The organism is Dyella sp. SYSU CM1112 (assembly GCF_058216415.1).
Genome location: NZ_JBZEGI010000001.1, coordinates 440,180 through 455,382, shown reverse-complemented (window position 1 = coordinate 455,382; position 15,203 = coordinate 440,180). Strand labels below are relative to the sequence as shown.

At 59.7% G+C, this 15,203-nt stretch carries 17 protein-coding genes; 3 read left to right on the top strand and 14 right to left on the bottom strand.

Translation table 11 applies throughout. From position 1 onward, the window contains the following. Positions 1-80 precede the first annotated feature (80 nt). The 13 genes from AC4HNJ_RS02295 to AC4HNJ_RS02235 form a co-directional block, all read right to left on the bottom strand. On the bottom strand, positions 81-1,004 hold the full coding sequence (locus tag AC4HNJ_RS02295; RefSeq protein WP_490477895.1) for a PIG-L deacetylase family protein: 924 nt from the start codon (positions 1,002-1,004) through the stop codon (positions 81-83). After that, positions 1,004-1,939, bottom strand: a complete 936-nt coding sequence (gene holB, locus AC4HNJ_RS02290; protein WP_490477894.1) for a DNA polymerase III subunit delta' — start codon at positions 1,937-1,939, stop codon at positions 1,004-1,006. Before holB ends, AC4HNJ_RS02295 begins: the two co-directional genes overlap by 1 nt. Further along, positions 1,936-2,571 carry a dTMP kinase gene (gene tmk, locus AC4HNJ_RS02285; RefSeq protein WP_490477893.1) on the bottom strand — a complete coding sequence of 212 codons (636 nt, stop codon included), beginning with the start codon at positions 2,569-2,571 and terminating at the stop codon, positions 1,936-1,938. The genes holB and tmk overlap by 4 nt, the downstream gene beginning before the upstream one ends. Continuing rightward, a complete protein-coding gene (mltG, locus tag AC4HNJ_RS02280) occupies positions 2,568-3,608 on the bottom strand; it encodes an endolytic transglycosylase MltG (RefSeq protein ID WP_490477892.1) in 1,041 nt (346 codons plus the stop codon). The genes tmk and mltG overlap by 4 nt, the downstream gene beginning before the upstream one ends. Then, the gene (gene pabC, locus AC4HNJ_RS02275) at positions 3,605-4,420 is read right to left on the bottom strand and encodes an aminodeoxychorismate lyase (RefSeq protein ID WP_490477891.1); all 816 of its coding nucleotides are present in this window, start codon (positions 4,418-4,420) and stop codon (positions 3,605-3,607) included. Before pabC ends, mltG begins: the two co-directional genes overlap by 4 nt. Continuing rightward, complete coding sequence (locus tag AC4HNJ_RS02270) at positions 4,420-5,769, bottom strand: aminodeoxychorismate synthase component I (protein ID WP_490477890.1); 1,350 nt, start codon at positions 5,767-5,769, stop codon at positions 4,420-4,422. The genes pabC and AC4HNJ_RS02270 overlap by 1 nt, the downstream gene beginning before the upstream one ends. Continuing rightward, complete coding sequence (fabF, locus tag AC4HNJ_RS02265; RefSeq protein ID WP_490477889.1) at positions 5,769-7,001, bottom strand: beta-ketoacyl-ACP synthase II; 1,233 nt, start codon at positions 6,999-7,001, stop codon at positions 5,769-5,771. The genes AC4HNJ_RS02270 and fabF overlap by 1 nt, the downstream gene beginning before the upstream one ends. Positions 7,002-7,200: 199 nt before the next feature. After that, a complete protein-coding gene (gene acpP / locus AC4HNJ_RS02260) occupies positions 7,201-7,440 on the bottom strand; it encodes an acyl carrier protein (protein ID WP_284322995.1) in 240 nt (79 codons plus the stop codon). Positions 7,441-7,705: 265 nt separating this feature from the next. Then, positions 7,706-8,446, bottom strand: coding sequence for a 3-oxoacyl-ACP reductase FabG (gene fabG / locus AC4HNJ_RS02255; protein ID WP_490477888.1), 741 nt, complete (start codon positions 8,444-8,446; stop codon positions 7,706-7,708). Between the two features lie 45 nt (positions 8,447-8,491). Then, positions 8,492-9,439, bottom strand: coding sequence for an ACP S-malonyltransferase (gene fabD / locus AC4HNJ_RS02250; protein WP_490477887.1), 948 nt, complete (start codon positions 9,437-9,439; stop codon positions 8,492-8,494). 110 nt (positions 9,440-9,549) lie between these two features. After that, positions 9,550-10,524 (bottom strand): beta-ketoacyl-ACP synthase III, encoded by a 975-nt coding sequence (locus tag AC4HNJ_RS02245; RefSeq protein ID WP_490477886.1) that lies wholly within the window; start codon positions 10,522-10,524, stop codon positions 9,550-9,552. Between the two features lie 195 nt (positions 10,525-10,719). Continuing rightward, on the bottom strand, positions 10,720-10,914 hold the full coding sequence (gene rpmF, locus AC4HNJ_RS02240) for a 50S ribosomal protein L32 (RefSeq protein WP_490477885.1): 195 nt from the start codon (positions 10,912-10,914) through the stop codon (positions 10,720-10,722). Between the two features lie 19 nt (positions 10,915-10,933). Next, positions 10,934-11,452, bottom strand: a complete 519-nt coding sequence (locus AC4HNJ_RS02235; protein ID WP_490477884.1) for a YceD family protein — start codon at positions 11,450-11,452, stop codon at positions 10,934-10,936. A gap of 146 nt (positions 11,453-11,598) precedes the next feature. On the opposite strand from AC4HNJ_RS02235, the gene AC4HNJ_RS02230 reads away from it, so the two are divergent. Together AC4HNJ_RS02230 and AC4HNJ_RS02225 are read left to right on the top strand one after the other, a co-directional pair. After that, positions 11,599-12,051 (top strand): hypothetical protein, encoded by a 453-nt coding sequence (locus tag AC4HNJ_RS02230; protein ID WP_490477883.1) that lies wholly within the window; start codon positions 11,599-11,601, stop codon positions 12,049-12,051. Beyond that, positions 12,048-12,629: a Maf family protein gene (locus AC4HNJ_RS02225; RefSeq protein WP_490477882.1), complete on the top strand. Its 582-nt coding sequence runs from the start codon at positions 12,048-12,050 to the stop codon at positions 12,627-12,629. The genes AC4HNJ_RS02230 and AC4HNJ_RS02225 overlap by 4 nt, the downstream gene beginning before the upstream one ends. On the opposite strand, the gene AC4HNJ_RS02220 is transcribed toward AC4HNJ_RS02225, so the two are convergent. Continuing rightward, a complete protein-coding gene (locus AC4HNJ_RS02220) occupies positions 12,616-14,256 on the bottom strand; it encodes an ArnT family glycosyltransferase (protein WP_490477881.1) in 1,641 nt (546 codons plus the stop codon). The genes AC4HNJ_RS02225 and AC4HNJ_RS02220 overlap by 14 nt on opposite strands. Here AC4HNJ_RS02220 and AC4HNJ_RS02215 point away from each other — a divergent pair. Beyond that, a complete protein-coding gene (locus AC4HNJ_RS02215) occupies positions 14,255-15,196 on the top strand; it encodes an AAA family ATPase (protein ID WP_490477880.1) in 942 nt (313 codons plus the stop codon). The two genes, AC4HNJ_RS02220 and AC4HNJ_RS02215, sit on opposite strands and share 2 nt — an antisense overlap. Positions 15,197-15,203: the final 7 nt, after the last annotated feature.

Below are 15,203 nucleotides of genomic sequence, written 5' to 3'. Positions count from 1 at the left end.
GTCGGCCGAGATAGAGAATCCCATCCTACCTATGCCGCAAGCTACGCGCAAAGACGCTTTTCTCAGTCGTCGAAACCCAATCACAACGTGTGCCAGCCCCAGTGATCAAAAATCCAGGGCGAAGGCCAGGACAGATAGAGCTTGGCGAAAACCTGACCTGATTCATGACTCCCCTCTACGCCTCGCAACCGATATCTGCCATCTGAATCCGGGCAAATCGGCGCCTCTCGCCAGGGCCACTCCCTGCTTCCCGAAGAACTCGCCACCAACAGACGCAGCCATGGCTGCAGAAAGATCGGCGGTCGCCAAGGCAATATCCCTTCCCCGTTAAACGCCTCAACGCGTTGGTAATGCTCCGGAACCTGGGCCAGGCGCCTCATTCGACTCCCGCTTAACGCCATCTGGGTTTTATGCATGGCCATGGCATCGAGCTTGCGTTGCTGCTGATCCTCCCTGGCATGCACCACGAATGGGTAAACCATTGCATCTATGGCCCCATGCACTGGGTAGGCCAAAAGTAGCGTCGTGAGGTTCGCCTCGGCCAACGCCAGGCGGCACAGCACGTGCACGGCACCATGATCCGGGTGGCTATCGCGCAAAGCCGGGCAACAGACGAGATTTGGCTGGAACGCCTGGATGGCCGAACGCATAGTCGCCACCGATCCTGCCAAATCGTCGCGTATCCTGCGCGTTATCTCCATGTCTCGCCAACCCAACGGGTGCAAGATGGAAGCGGCGGCACCCAGGTGGTGAATCGCCGCCACCACTTCCCTTCGCCGCCGCTCACCCCAACGCCGCCGTGAGGCCTCATCGATGACGACGCGGTGCTCCAAATAACGCTGCGGCCAGGGATTGTTATCACCATCCGTCATAAGCAGAAGGCGAATCTCTCCTCCTGCCTCCAGCACCTGCTGAAGCAGGACCCCACACCCTAATGTCTCGTCATCCGGATGCGGCGCCACGATAAGGAGCCGGGTCCGGTTGGAGAGGGGCAGCGGCGGCATTAGCGCCAGCGCCCCAGCAACTCCAGCAACAACAAATCCCCTCGCAGCGGACCACGCAAAGCTTCGCGCGTCCGATTAGCTGTCTCGTACCACGCCACCAACTCTTCGTCGTCAAAAGCGCTAGATAAAGGACCGTTCTGGCCCACGGCACGGGCACGCATCTCATCAGCGGCAGCCTGTGCCGCAAACCACAGGCGCTGCTCCGGCACATCGTCAAGCCAGCGCTTGCTCATGTCCATCGCATCACCACGGCCAGAAGCCAGCGCCGCAAGATCCTTACGCACCTCTTGCCGCTGCGCCAATGCGCCCTGCTCCGCCCAAATCCGCGCAAGCCCCGGGTTTCCCGCAGCTGCATCCAACGCGGAGGACGCATCGCGCACACCGATCTGCTGCAACCACGCGAGCGATTCTTCGCGCACGGGAACCTGAAAATCGATCCGCTGGCAGCGGCTGCGAATGGTGGCAGGCATGCGCCATGGTGCGTCCGCCACCAGAATCAGCATGGTTTGCGACGCCGGCTCCTCCAGCGTTTTCAATAGTGCATTGGCCGCCGCCGCGTTCATCGCGTCAGCCGGATCAATGCTGGCAATCTGCCAGCCACCAAATTGACTCGCCGTAGCAAGCCGGGACGAGAGATGACGAATCTGATCGACCACGATATCCGAGCGCTGCACGCCGTCCTTGCGCAAGCCATAGCTCAAGGACACGTAATCGGGATGAGTGCCCGCATCGAACAGCAGGCAGCTGCGACAGGTGCCACAAGCATCGCCACCCTGTGGATGCTGGCACAGCAAACCGCGTACGAAACGACGAAGAAAATCACGCTTCCCCAGACCACGCGAACCACACAGCAGCAACGCGTGAGGCAATGCATCGCGCTCACGACGCGCTTGCAGGCGCGTCCAATGATCGACATGCCATGCCGGGATACTCATGGCGTGGCCTCGAATAAGTGTTCTGCTGCAGCGATCGCGGCCTTCAACACCGCGTCCGGCGACTGACTGGCATCGATGACATGGAAACGTTGCGGTTCCGCTTCGGCACATTGGCGGTACGCGCGGCGCACCCGTTCGAAGAAGGCATCCGCTTCGGTTTCGATGCGATCGGCTGCGCCGCGGCCAGCCGCCCGTGCACGCCCGGTCGACACGGGCAAGTCGAGCAGCAAGGTGAGGTCCGGCTTCAAACCCTCACAAGCCCATTGTTCCAGCGCAGCAATCCGCTCGAAGGGCTGACCGCGTCCACCGCCCTGATAGGCGTAGCTGGCGTCCACGTACCGATCGCAGAGCACCCATTCGCCCCTATTCAGCGCGGGTAGCATGCGCTCTCGAACCAGCTGCGCGCGCGCTGCGAACATCAACAGCAGTTCGCTTTCCGCACTGATGTCAGGGTGGGCAGGATCGAGCACGATGCTGCGAATGGCCTCGCCCAGGCGCGTACCGCCGGGCTCGCGAACCTGTAGCAGATTCACTCCGCGTCGCGATAAATGATCATGCAACCCGGCCAGCAATGTGCTCTTGCCCGCCCCTTCGCCACCTTCGAGAGAAATGAAACGTCCGCGTCGATTCATCGGCATTGCTTTCGTTGATAGCAGGCCACGTTCCGGTTCTGCTCTTCCAGTGTACTGGCGAAGGCGTGTGTACCATCACCCCTTGCAACAAAGTAGAGGTCGTCGCCGGGCGCAGGATGCAGAGCCGCCTCGATGGCAGGCTTGCCGGGCATCGCAATAGGCGTCGGCGGCAAGCCGGGGCGGGTATAGGTGTTATAGGGGGTGTCGGTGGTCAGGTCATTTTTGTGGATCGTGCCTGTATAGCTGGCCCCCATGCCATAGATCACCGTCGGATCGGTTTGCAGCAACATGTTCTTTTGCAGGCGACGGATGAATACGCCGGCAACGCGTGCGCGCTCATCCGGGCGGCCAGTTTCTTTCTCGATGATGGAGGCGAGAATCAAAGCCTGATAAGGCGTCGTCAACGGAAGATTCGGAGCGCGTTGCGCCCATAAGGCCGAAAGCGTCTTGGTCATCGCCTCATGTGCACGCCGAAGCACATCCAGATCGCTGTCTCCCTTTACGTACGCATACGTTTCCGGCAGAAACTGCCCCTCCGGGTTTTCTCCCGGCGCGCCGATTTTCTGCATGATCGTGATGTCATTGAGCCCTGCCGTGTCGTGCTTCAACTTGTCCGCCCTGGCTAGAGCCTGCAATACGTCGCGGAAGGTCCACCCATCGACAAGGGTGACGTCGCGTTGCAACACTTTGCCCTGTGCCATATGCGTCAGCAGTTCCTGGGGCGTTATGCCGGGCGTGATCGCGTATTCGCCCGCGTGCAGACGCCCGGCAACACGCATGCGTTCAGCAAGCAGGCGCCAGTACAGCGGAGAAGACGTAGTCAGTCCCTGCCCACGCAGCTGATGCACAATGTCTTTGAAACTGGTGCCTCGGCCGATGTCGATACTTTCTCCGGATGCACTCACATGCAGCGGGGCTGTGGCGAATCGCGCAAAGTCACGCCAGGCCCATCCAACAGCGCCTGCAAACGCCAGAAACGCTATCAACAGCAGGAGACGCCACGACAGGCGCCCCAGTTGTGAACCACGTTGATTCATGCCTGCTCCATCGGGAATCCAAGATCGCGCCAGTACTGCTGCATAGCGCGAGCGACCGGGCCAGGAACATATACGGTATCGCCCACGGCCTGAACAGGCAGAATGCCGCGAACGCTGGAGCTCAGGAAGAGCTCGGAAGCACGCAGGCAATCCTGAAGCGGCAGATCCCTGATCTCACAATGAGGAAATACCTCCAGTATGGCTGCGCGAGCGACCCCCGCCACGCCGCATCGATTCACTGCTGGTGTCAGCAGCGCGCCGTCGACCACTGCAAAAAGGTTGGCAGCCGTCGCTGAAATGACATTGCCATGCGCATCGCAGACCAATCCTTCGCCGATGTCCGGATCGTTCCATTCGGCACGGGCCAACACCTGCTCCAATCGATTGAGATGTTTGATGCCGGCCAACTGTGGCTGATCCCCCAGCTGGGTTTCGCATCGATACATTCGAATACCATCGGTAGACAGACGTGCGGGTATCGACGGCATGGGGAAAGCCGCCACAATGCGCGTAACCTCGGGTTTCGCCGGTGGTGCATAGCCTCGTGCCCCGAGGCCGCGAGTCAAGGTGATGCGCACCACCGCCTGCGACTGGCCACCTATGACATGCTGCGACTCTCGCCATAATTGCTGAGAATCCGGCATCGGGAGGCGCAAACGTCCGGCACCGGCAGCCAAACGTTGCATATGCCTGGTCCAGAGCGGGGCGCGATCTCCGACAAAACGAATAGTTTCGAACAAACCGTCGCCGTAGCCGAGTCCGCGATCCAGGACCGAGATGCTATCGCCAGGCTGGCCATTGATCAGCATCATCAGTCAGCTGACTCCAGCGCCCGCAGCATGCCCTTGGCTTTGGCGCGTGTCTCTGCCAATTCCTTCTGTGCATCTGAATCGGCCACGATACCCGCACCCGCACGCAAACTTACTTCTTTGCCACTCAATGTGAGTGTGCGTATGAGGATGTTCAAATCAAGGTCGCCATTGCGATCCAGATAGCCCAGTGCACCGGTATACGCACCACGCGGCACATGCTCCAACGCCGCAATGATTTCCATGCAGCGCACTTTAGGACATCCGGTGATGGTGCCGCCTGGAAACGTCGCGGCAATCACTTCGCCCGGCGTGATGCCGTCACGCAACCGGCCACGCACATTGGAAACGATGTGATGCACGTGTGTATAACTTTCAACCACCATCAACTCATTCACTTCAACCGTACCTGGCTTGCAGACACGGCCAAGATCATTGCGCTCCAGGTCGATCAACATCACATGTTCGGCACGTTCTTTCGGATGTGCAGTCAATTCACGAATGCGGGCCACATCATCGTCACCGACTTCCCGCGGCCGCGTACCGGCTATGGGACGGGTTTGCGCCACCCCGCGACGTACTTCGATCAACCGCTCGGGCGATGAACTGACTACTGCCCAGTCTTGCTGCTGCAGCAGACCGGCAAAAGGGGCGGGATTGGCCCGACGCAATGCTGCGTAAAGACTGGCGGCGGATGGCTCTTCGGCAAAATGCGCATGCCAAGCACGCGAGAGATTGGCCTGAAACACATCACCCGCACGCAGGTGCTCGTGAATATGCGCCACACCATCCAAAAACAGCGATGGCGAATCTTCATCGATACGCACTGGTGCAGCCAGGTTCGGAATCCGTGGCACCGATTCAAGATCGGCCTGCATGGCCTCAAGCAAGTCATCTCGCCCTGCTTCGGCAATCAGGATGGTGCGCTCGCTTACATGATCGACAATGATGGCTGCGGGGCAACGTATGGCCAAAGCCAATGGAAGTTGCGAAGCGTGACGCAGCCGAAGCGTGGGTTCGATTTCGGCAGCAAGTTCGTAGGACAGCAGTAAAACCCAGCCGCCATGAAACGGAAGTTCGTCATCACGTTCATGCGGCAACCGCTCTTTACGCCAGGCTGCATCGAGTGCGTCAAGAAAGCGATCGGCGGGAGCAGCTTCGTCGATCGCTCCAGTCAAACCCTCCCTGGTCAAAGTGAGCGTGGATTCCGGGAACGCGAAAAGAATGTCGTAGCGAGCATGCGCACTGCCCCGCGTCACGCTCTCCAGCAATGCCGGGTAGCGCCCTGGAAATGCAGCGGCCGGCGCGAGTAAATCGCGCCGGCCGACAAGCGTACGCGTTACACCACTCACTAGATGCGACGGAAAGCAAGCGTACCGTTAGTGCCGCCAAAACCGAACGAGTTGGAGATAGCCACATCGATCTTCGCTTCGCGCGCCGTGTTCGGCACGAAATCCAGATCGCAGCCCTCGCCAGGTTCGTCGAGGTTGATGGTGGGCGGCAATACCTGATCACGCATGGCAAGAAGGGTAAAGATCGCTTCCACGCCACCTGCCGCGCCGAGCAGATGTCCCGTCACCGATTTGGTCGAACTCACCGGCAACTTGTACGCATGGTCGCCAAATACCTTCTTGATTGATTCAACCTCGCCGGTATCCCCAATCTGCGTGGATGTGGCATGTGCATTGATGTATTGAACCTGCTCCGGATTGAGGCCGCCGTCATGCAGCGTGTTTCGCATGCACCGCTCCGCGCCCTCGCCGCTTGGAGCGGTGATGTGATAGGCGTCGCCACTCATGCCGAAACCAACCAGCTCGGCGTAGATGCGCGCACCGCGGGCCTTGGCATGCTCATACTCTTCGAGAACCAGTACGCCCGCGCCGTCAGATAGCACAAATCCGTCGCGATCCTTATCCCATGGCCGGCTTGCTCTATGTGGCTCATCGTTGCGCGTAGACATGGCTTTCGCCGAACAGAATCCGGCCATGGCCGTACCGGTGGTGGCAAATTCGGCACCACCGGCAAGCATTGCATCAGCATCACCGTACTGAATCATGCGCGCGGCGAGGCCGATATTGTGCGTGGCCGTGGTGCATGCCGTAACGCATGCAATGTTGGGGCCTTTCAGACCAAATATGATCGACAGATTGCCCGAAACCATGTTGATGATCGAACTGGGCACGAAGAACGGCGAAACCCGGCGGGGACCTTTTTCATGCAATTCGATCGAGGTGTCCTCAATGGTATTGAGACCACCGATGCCGGCACCAACCGCCACGCCGATGCGTGGTGCATTGGCTTCCGTGATCTCCAATCCAGAATCGCGCAAAGCCTGGGTACCTGCGGCAATACCGTAGTGGATGAACGGGTCCATCTTCTTCACATCTTTCGGCGCTATCCACTGCGCTGGATCGAAGTTACGCACCTCTCCGGCGATACGCGTGGCGTATCCCGAGGCATCAAAATGCGTCACCGAGCCAATGCCGCTGACACCCTTGAGGACGTTGTCCCAGGCGGTGGCGATGTCGTTGCCAACCGGCGAAATGATGCCCATGCCGGTCACTACCACACGTCGTTTGCTCATGGATCGAATTCCTTGCTGGTTCGGGAAGGATCAGCCGCGAGGCATCACTTTCCGTACATCGCGATGCGCGCCGACCCCGCACACCATACGGGATCGGACGTTGCAAATTGCAGAAACGAAAACTGCGCCGAGATGGCGCAGATTCCGGTTTATCGCTACGTGCTGCATGGGACGCGGTACGCCCGCTCCACCACGCGGATCATTCCTTGGTGTGGGCCTTGATGTAATCAACAGCCTGCTGCACGGTGGTGATCTTCTCGGCTTCCTCATCGGGGATTTCGGTTTCGAATTCCTCTTCGAGCGCCATCACAAGCTCGACCGTGTCCAGCGAATCCGCGCCCAGGTCGTCTACGAACGAAGAGTTTGGATTGACCTCATCTTCCTTTACGCCAAGCTGCTCGACGACGATTTTCTTGACGCGTTCTTCGATGGTGCTCATGTTGCCTTTGCCTCCCAAGGGATATGTCTGTCTTGCCGGTTTGTCGCCGGCAAAGTCTGCGGCATTGTAGTGGCTAAGCCGCGAAGCCGCCAATTATATGCCAGGAATGCAGCCATCGCCGGATTCCCACTGGCGTAAAAATCAATTGTCCCCTAAAACGGGGGCCGTGACGACTTCTTTATGGCTCATGCGGCTCCAGTTCAAGCCCCGGGGTTTCAAACGCGAAAATCATCCACAACCCAGTGCCAGAGCCATTCTCGCACTCTCAGGGCATGTACATGCCGCCATTGACGTGCAAAGTCTCACCGGTGATATAGGCCGCCGCCGGTGAAGCGAGGAAGCCGACGGCCTTGGCAATATCGGTCGCTTCACCGAGGCGACCCAAGGCAATTTGGCCAAGCAGCGCCTGCCTGGATTCCTCAGGCAACCCTCGCGTCATGTCGGTATCGATAAAGCCCGGCGCCACCACGTTGACGGTGATGCCGCGTGAGCCGATCTCGCGCGCCAGTGATTTGGAGAACGCAATGATCCCGGCCTTTGCAGCCGCATAATTGGCCTGCCCGGGGTTGCCGGTGAGGCCAATCACCGAAGCGATGGAGATGATGCGTCCTTTGCGTGCCTTCATCATGCCTCGCATCACTGCCTTGGACATACGATAGACCGAGGTGAGATTGGTATCGATGATCGCCTGCCAGTCCTCATCACGCATGCGCATCAGAAGCTGGTCGCGCGTGATGCCCGCATTATTGACCAGGATGGAAATCGAGCCATGCTGCTTGGTAATGTCATCGACCAGCGCCTCCACGGCTGCTGCGTCGGTGACGTTGAGGACACGTCCATGCCCGCCATGCGGAGCAAGACGTTCTTCGATGGCCGCAGCACCAACCTCGCTGGTCGCCGTACCGATGACGGTGGCCCCCATGGCTGCCAGCTCATTGGCAATGGCGGCGCCAATACCACGGCTCGCGCCGGTTACTAATGCAATGTCACCTTGCAATGTAGTCATGTCTTCAACGCCTTTCGATGAAGCGATTCGAGATGAAGAGAAGGCTTAGGCCCAATCGCTACAGGCCGCATCAAGTTCGGCAGGAGCACCGATCGCGCGTGCTTCCACACTCTTGTCGATACGCTTGATCAAACTCGCCAGCACTTTGCCGGGACCGCACTCTGCGACGCGAGTAGCCCCACCCGCAAGCAGGGTTTGCACGCACTCACTCCAACGCACGGGCAGATAAAGCTGACGTTGCAGTGCGCGGCGAATATCTTCTACTGAAGCGTAACTGTGCGCTTCCGCATTCTGTACGACCGGAATGGCTGGCAATTGCCATGCGACGGTGCTCATGCGCTCATCCAGCTTGTCTGCTGCTTCCCGCATCAACGCCGTATGCGATGGCACGGAGACAGCAAGCTTGACCGCCTTCTTCACGCCAAGCTCGGCAAGCCTTGCTAACGCCCTGTCCACCGCCTCGGCATGGCCCGCGATGACCAGTTGTCCCGGAGAATTGTAATTGGCCGGCGCAACGACCTGATCTTGCGCCACCTGGGCACACACGGCGGCAATCTGCTCGTCGTCACCGCCAAGAATGGCAGCCATCGCGCCTACGCCGGGCGGCACTGCGGCCTGCATCAGACGTCCGCGCTCAGCCACCAAGGCGGCCGCATCATGCAGTGACAAAGCACCCGCACAAACCAAGGCACTGTATTCGCCCAGGCTATGACCGGACAGCTGGGCCGGCTGTGTACCACCGCGCTTTTGCCACACACGCCACACTGCCACGCTCGCCGCCAGCAAAGCCGGCTGCGTGTTCTCCGTGCGATTAAGCGCTTCCTCCGGCCCTTGCTGACTGAGCATCCAGAGGTCGATACCAGCGCCTTGCGAGGCCTCATCGAACGTTGCTTTTACCTCGACGTGGTCAGCCGCCAAGTCGGCCAACATACCTACCGATTGTGAACCCTGACCGGGAAAAACAAAGGCGAGCGATGCAGACGATTGAGTCATGTAAAGGCGCAGTCCATCGAGGAAAAACGAAATGGTGCCATCAATGCGCGGCGTACGCAGCCGTATTCGGCCGCGCCTGACCTACGTAGCGCATCGAAAATTGCGAAGGCTCAATAGCGAAGCAGGGCAGAAGCCCAGGTAAAACCGCCGCCAAAAGCTTCCAGCAGTAGATTCTGGCCGCGCTTGACCTTGCCCGAACGAACGGCGAAATCCAACGCCAGCGGAACCGAACCTGCCGAAGTATTGGCATGCTTGTCGACTGTAACAATCACCTGGTCCATCGACATGTTCAGGCGTTTCGCGGTGGCTTCGATAATGCGTAAATTAGCCTGGTGTGGAATCAACCAATCCAGCTGCGAAGCCTCCATGCCTGCCGCACTGAGCGTTTCCTCAACCAGCGAATCAAGTGTCTTGACCGCGACCTTGAAGACTTCACGGCCGGACATTCGAATACGAACACCGTGGTTGGGTTCGTCCTTGAAGCCCGCCGACACGCCAACCGGGTTGTAGAGCAATTCCTTGTGCCCCCCGTCGGCATGCAGGCAGGTCGCATATATGCCAGGCTCGCTGGACGCTTCCAGCACGACCGCACCAGCGCCATCGCCGAACAACACGCATGTTTCGCGTTCCTTCCAGTCGATCATGCGCGTGAGCGTTTCGGCACCGATCACCAGCACCTTCTTCGACTGGCCGCTGCGAATGAACTTATCCGCCACGCCTAACGCGTAAACAAAACCGGAACACGCTGCATTGACGTCAAATGCGGGGCATCCGTTGGCACCGAGACGATGCTGTATCAGGCACGCAGTAGAAGGAAAAATGATATCAGGCGTGGTGGTGCCCAATATGATCAGGTCCAGTTCCGACGCCTTGACGCCGGCCGCATCGAGTGCGCGTTGCGCCGCCAACGTCGCCAGATCGCCGGTCGTTTCGCCTTCGGCGGCCACGTGGCGCTGGCGAATGCCCGTGCGCTCCCTGATCCATTCATCACTGGTGTCGACAAACTTCTCGAGATCGGCATTGGTGAGTACACGCTCCGGCAAAGCACTGCCGGTGGCGATGATGCGAGAGTAGATCTGGGTCATTGAATGTCCATCAGCGAGCGGAAGGTGCGTCACGGCATTCGCCCGGCGGGTGATGCGTACACCAAGACCGTAAACGTTACGTTGCCAGCAGAACCCATTCAATAGGCTCTGCAAAGACTGGCGCAGGAAAAGCAAAGCGGCGCGTCACCGCGCCGCTTGTACCCGGCTCCAGGGAGCCCATGGCTCTGGAGACTCTCAGTCTTCGTCCATCACGGCGACGTTGGTGTCGATCACCTTCTTACCGCGGTAGTAACCATCAGCCGTCACGTGGTGACGGCGATGCACTTCACCGCTGGTCGGATCAGTGGCCAACTGGACAGTACTCAGCTTGTCGTGCGAGCGACGCATGCCGCGGGTGGACGGGGTTTTGCGGCTCTTTTGAACGGCCATGGTGGTTCTCCAGCTAAATTCAGGTCTTTTTGAGTTCGCGCAATACCGCGAACGGGTTATCGGGACGCTCTTCGACGGGAACGTCTTCCGTCGGCGGGCGCGTAACTTCCTCTGGCAACTCGCTGTCCGGATTGACCGGCACCAGCGGCAGCACCAACAACAATTCGTCCTCGATCACATCGATCGGGCTCAACTTGCCATCTTCAGCAACCAGCAATGGCTCACACCCTGCTGGCAAGGCAGCCTCTTCACTCTCGGACCGGATCAAACCAAGACGGCTATCCACCGTAACAGGCATGACAAACGGTTCAAGCGTGCGCTGGCATAGCAGCCACAATGGCGCCTCAACCCGCACATCGACGTAGGCCGTGCCGAATTCGTCTCGGCCGAAATCGAGCTCGAACTGGGCCGTCCCTGCATCGCCCGCCAGCGCCCCGCACAAGCGAGGCATTGCGGCGATGGGCAGTACCCCTTGAAACGAACGCCGCGCCGAAACCATGCGCCAAGCGTCCACGGACTCTGGCAGTGTCGCGGACATAATCGCGAAATGGTAGAGTTTTCGGGCAGGCCAAGTCAACCCAAGCTGCGCCCCCTGCTCATTGAAAGGCAACCGGTTGCTGCTTTGCCTGAGCCCCATGCATACGGCAGACTGCTGCCATTCCCGCCAGAGCCGGCTACCTTACCTTGGACACCTATCTCGCGCTCGGCTTGTCCATCCTGATCGTTCTGCTGGCATCCGCCCTGGCAGTCGCTTTTCTCCTGCGCCGATATAGCCGGCGCAGCGCCAGTCTGCGACGTCTGCTGGACCTGGCCGACCGCCTGGAGGCTGACCTGAAATCCTGCCGGATGCGCCTGAAGCAGGCGCACGCGGTTATGTCCCTCAATCCTGATCTTCCCGCAGCGAGCGAAAAAGAGGCGGTACAAGCCGTCGATGCCGGATTGAGGGCCCTGTTGCAGCAGCGCATATGGATCCGCGACCGGGCTCCCACCGCCACCCAGCATGAGCTGGATGCCGCCACCCATGCCATGGACCAGACTCGCGACAGGCTGCACCCGCTGCTCCAGGCTCTAGGAGAGGCGCAAAACCAGCTGGACAGCGCCATGCGTGAACATATCCGCCAGGATTCCCATTCGTGACGCCTCGACTCGTTCTTGGCTCCACCTCCCGCTATCGCGCCGAGCTGTTAAGCAGGCTCGGCGTGGACTTTGCCCTGAAAGCACCCGGAACTGTAGAGACCATCCTGCCTGGAGAAGTACCAGCCGAACGTGCCGCCCGACTAGCGACGGCCAAAGCCCAGGATGCCGGTGCCGACCTCTCTGCAGCCCTCGTTATCGGATCAGACCAAGTGGCCGAGCTTGATGGCTCTCTGCTTGAGAAACCCGGCTCGCCGGCCCGCGCCCATGCACAACTCAGCGCGTGCTCCGGACGGATGGTGCAATTCCACACCGCTGTTTGTGTGCTCGATACAGACCGTGACGAGCGCTACACACATCTCGACCTCACACGGGTTCATTTTCGTCAGCTCGGTGCCGCGGAAATCACGCGCTACATCGAACGTGAACAGCCGTTCGACTGCGCCGGAAGTTTCAAGTGCGAAGGATTGGGCATCAGCTTGTTCGACCGTATCGACAACAGCGATCCCACCGCGCTCATTGGATTGCCCTTGATCGCGTTGTCGAGGCTTTTGCGCGAAGCCGGGCTCAACGTGCCGTAGTCTCCCCATCCTCGGCTACCACGGCATCTCGCCAGGCCACACAATCCGCTAACGGAACCACGCCCGGCGCGAACGCAGGAGCGATGCGGCCACGGTAAAACGCAATCTGTCGACGGCCATCGAACAAGCTCAAGCGATGGATCAGCCGCAAGCCATCCACGCGTGAGCACAAGGATTCGAGCCACGCCGCGCGATCACGTTCGCGTAGCGCGTATTCGTCGACCACGAGCAGCGCGGGTGCTCCCGCATGGCGTCGATGCAAAGCCGCCTCATCCGTACCCCACAGCGCCACTTGCACGGCACGCCCGTATTTCACATTGAGCGGGCTATCAAGCGTGTAGATCTTGCGCTGCCCATCGAACTGGAAATCCAGTTCGGCAGCCATCATGAAATTGTCCGCAACCAATACCCCTGGCTGCAGGGCAAGCTGCGCCTTCGCAACCTCGGCACTCTCGCGCCACCCCATGAAAGCCGTAGGCACGGCGCGCGCCGCACCGAGCCATCGCGCCGTGCTTGGATGCGCTGCAAGACCTAGATAACCCAGCCCCAACAGTTGCAACAGCAACGCCAGCAAGGCGCCGCCCATGGCGAACCCACGCCAAACGTGAGGCACCTTATCCTGTCGCAATAACGCAGGCAGTGCGACTAACAGCGGTAAATAGCCCGGTAAAGGCCAGTGCACGCGGAAGCGTTGATCATCAGCAAACAAACCTGCCGCGAAATACACCACAAGAAACGTGAGCGACAAAAAAGCGATCACGTCCCATGGGCCACCTTGAAGGCGACGACGCCAGCATTGCCAAGCCGCCCACAGCAAACACACATAAAGTAGCGGTGTGCACGTTACCGCCTGCTCCAGTGGCTGCACCAGAGTATCTGCATGGAAACGCCATGGATTGCGCTCGATCAACTGAAAGGCAATACCGGCACCGTGCATCTGCCAATTCGAAATCAGCAATGGCAGAAGCCCCATCGCCGCTACCGCCATGGCGAGCCAAAATCCCGCTCGACGCCATTGTGCACGCCCCCTTGGCACCAACAAAAACAATAGCAGTCCGGTCAGCATGAACATCGCAGCGCGGTAATGGCTCATCCAGCACGCAGCGAGCGCTACGCCTACCAGCAACCAGTCCCGACAGCGGTCGCCATCCATCGCGCGCAATAGGGCGACCATGCCTGCCGCACCCGCCACGGTCAGCGGCACATCCGGCATCGCCATGACGCCGAGAGTGCCAGCCAGCGGCAAGCACAGGCAAAGCAAGCCAGCTTGCCAACCCGTATATGCATCGAAGGCGCGGCGTCCGAAAAGCACGCATAACCACGGCAGGCAACTTCCCAACAGAAGAAATGGCCAGCGCATGCCTATCAAGCCATGCCCCGCCACATCCTCACCCAACCGGATCAGCCACGCCGTCAAAGGTGGCAGATCGCTATAGCCCCAAGCGAGATGACGACTTTCCTGCCAGTAAAACGCCTCGTCACCGAACGGCTGCACCGTGGCGGCAAGCACCAGCTTTATGGCGAACAGGCAAAGGAAGACCGTGACGAATACCGCTCGCCAGCGCGCAAGGCTGGCGACTACACTGGCATCGTCACTTTCCTTCGTCCTCACCGTTCCCGAATCCATGTCAGCCATCACTCCGCTTCGTGATGAAAATCTGCAAAAACGTCTGCATAACGCCATAGCCCAAGTGAATACGGTGCTGCTTGGCAAGGTGCGCCAAGTCAAACTGGCGTTCACATGCCTGATTGCCGGCGGCCATCTGCTATTGGAAGACGTGCCCGGCGTTGGTAAAACCACACTGGCCCATGCGTTGGCTGCAAGCTTTGCGCTGGATTTCCAGCGTGTGCAGTTCACCAGCGACCTGCTGCCCTCGGACATTATCGGGGTGAGCATGTACGAGCGCGAGACGGGGCAATTCCGCTTTCATCCCGGCCCGATATTTGCCGGCCTGCTGCTAGCCGACGAAATCAATCGCGCCACACCGAAAACGCAAAGCGCACTGCTGGAAGCCATGGCCGAGCAACAAGTCACTGTCGACGGCCAAACGCATACCTTGCCAGATCCGTTCTTTGTAGTGGCCACGCAAAATCCGCTGGATCTTGCGGGCACGTTCCCGTTGCCGGATTCGCAACTCGATCGTTTCATGCTACGCGTATCGCTCGACTATCCCGATGCCGACGCCGAACGTGAGCTGCTGACTGGCAGCGATCGGCGCGATCTTCTCACCCACTTAGCGCCTCAGTTGGATGCAGCCAGCCTGACTGCCCTGCATCGGCAAGCACAAAACATTACGGCCAGCCCAGCACTGCTCGATTATCTGCAGGCGCTGCTGGCCGCCAGCCGCCGCCATGCCGACATCCGCGTCGGTCTTTCGCCTCGCGCCGGTCTCTCTCTGCTTGCCGCCGCACGAGCATGGGCCATGCTCAGCGATCGCGGACACGTCCTGCCGGAAGACCTGCAAGCACTGTTTGTTCCCCTGGCGGCGCATCGACTCATCGCGGCACGCGGCGCAAGCGGCGAAACACTGGCACGCATGTTGTTGAGTGAAGTTGCGGTCGACTGAGGCCGCA

Bases quoted from the DNA above. Each gene is read 5' to 3' on its own strand.
- AC4HNJ_RS02295 (WP_490477895.1), bottom strand. From the start codon at position 1,004: ATGCCGCCGCTGCCCCTCTCCAACCGGACCCGGCTCCTTATCGTGGCG.
- holB (WP_490477894.1), bottom strand. From the start codon at position 1,939: ATGAGTATCCCGGCATGGCATGTCGATCATTGGACGCGCCTGCAAGCG.
- tmk (WP_490477893.1), bottom strand. From the start codon at position 2,571: ATGAATCGACGCGGACGTTTCATTTCTCTCGAAGGTGGCGAAGGGGCG.
- mltG (WP_490477892.1), bottom strand. From the start codon at position 3,608: ATGAATCAACGTGGTTCACAACTGGGGCGCCTGTCGTGGCGTCTCCTG.
- pabC (WP_490477891.1), bottom strand. From the start codon at position 4,420: ATGATGCTGATCAATGGCCAGCCTGGCGATAGCATCTCGGTCCTGGAT.
- fabF (WP_490477889.1), bottom strand. From the start codon at position 7,001: ATGAGCAAACGACGTGTGGTAGTGACCGGCATGGGCATCATTTCGCCG.
- acpP (WP_284322995.1), bottom strand. From the start codon at position 7,440: ATGAGCACCATCGAAGAACGCGTCAAGAAAATCGTCGTCGAGCAGCTT.
- fabG (WP_490477888.1), bottom strand. From the start codon at position 8,446: ATGACTACATTGCAAGGTGACATTGCATTAGTAACCGGCGCGAGCCGT.
- fabD (WP_490477887.1), bottom strand. From the start codon at position 9,439: ATGACTCAATCGTCTGCATCGCTCGCCTTTGTTTTTCCCGGTCAGGGT.
- AC4HNJ_RS02245 (WP_490477886.1), bottom strand. From the start codon at position 10,524: ATGACCCAGATCTACTCTCGCATCATCGCCACCGGCAGTGCTTTGCCG.
- rpmF (WP_490477885.1), bottom strand. From the start codon at position 10,914: ATGGCCGTTCAAAAGAGCCGCAAAACCCCGTCCACCCGCGGCATGCGT.
- AC4HNJ_RS02235 (WP_490477884.1), bottom strand. From the start codon at position 11,452: ATGTCCGCGACACTGCCAGAGTCCGTGGACGCTTGGCGCATGGTTTCG.
- AC4HNJ_RS02215 (WP_490477880.1), top strand. From the start codon at position 14,255: ATGTCAGCCATCACTCCGCTTCGTGATGAAAATCTGCAAAAACGTCTG.
- AC4HNJ_RS02220 (WP_490477881.1), bottom strand. From the start codon at position 14,256: ATGGATTCGGGAACGGTGAGGACGAAGGAAAGTGACGATGCCAGTGTA.